General features: G+C 67.7%; 1 protein-coding gene and 1 pseudogene. Both read right to left on the bottom strand.

Annotated features, from left to right (window positions below; genetic code table 11):
* Window positions 1–258: pseudogene (locus tag A6V37_RS43320) on the bottom strand (polyamine ABC transporter ATP-binding protein); the annotation flags it as partial.
* Window positions 209–496, bottom strand: a 288-nt coding sequence (locus tag A6V37_RS43135; RefSeq protein WP_208607861.1) for a hypothetical protein, incomplete at its 5' end; no start/stop codon positions are given. The pseudogene A6V37_RS43320 and the gene A6V37_RS43135, both read right to left, overlap by 50 nt.

Raw genomic sequence — 496 nt, 5'->3', positions numbered from 1 at the left:
CTGTCGACGCGGGTGGCGTTCGATTTGGAGGGGCTGGTCGGCCTGGGTTCTGCGGGCTTGCACCCCTACCACGTGCTCGTGGGGCATCGGCTGGGCTTCGTGCTGGTCGTGGGTGCCACTGATCGTCGTGAGGCCGAGGGGTTGCTGCCGAAGGCGGATTTCACCCCGCATCGCGTCGCGCAGCTTGGCGTCGAGCGCGGAGAGCGGTTCATCGAGCAGCAGCAGTTTCGGTTGCGACGCGATCGCGCGCGCGATCGCGTCGCAACCGAAACTGCTGCTGCTCGATGAACCGCTCTCCGCGCTCGACGCCAAGCTGCGCGACGCGATGCGGGGTGAAATCCGCCTTCGGCAGCAACCCCTCGGCCTCACGACGATCAGTGGCACCCACGACCAGCACGAAGCCCAGCCGATGCCCCACGAGCACGTGGTAGGGGTGCAAGCCCGCAGAACCCAGGCCGACCAGCCCCTCCAAATCGAACGCCACCCGCGTCGACAG

It is taken from the genome of Paraburkholderia ginsengiterrae, assembly GCF_001645125.1.
GTDB classification, from domain to species: Bacteria; Pseudomonadota; Gammaproteobacteria; order Burkholderiales; family Burkholderiaceae; genus Paraburkholderia; species Paraburkholderia ginsengiterrae.
The sequence above is the reverse complement of the archived record's forward strand: the minus strand, read 5'-3'. Positions and strand labels throughout refer to the sequence as shown.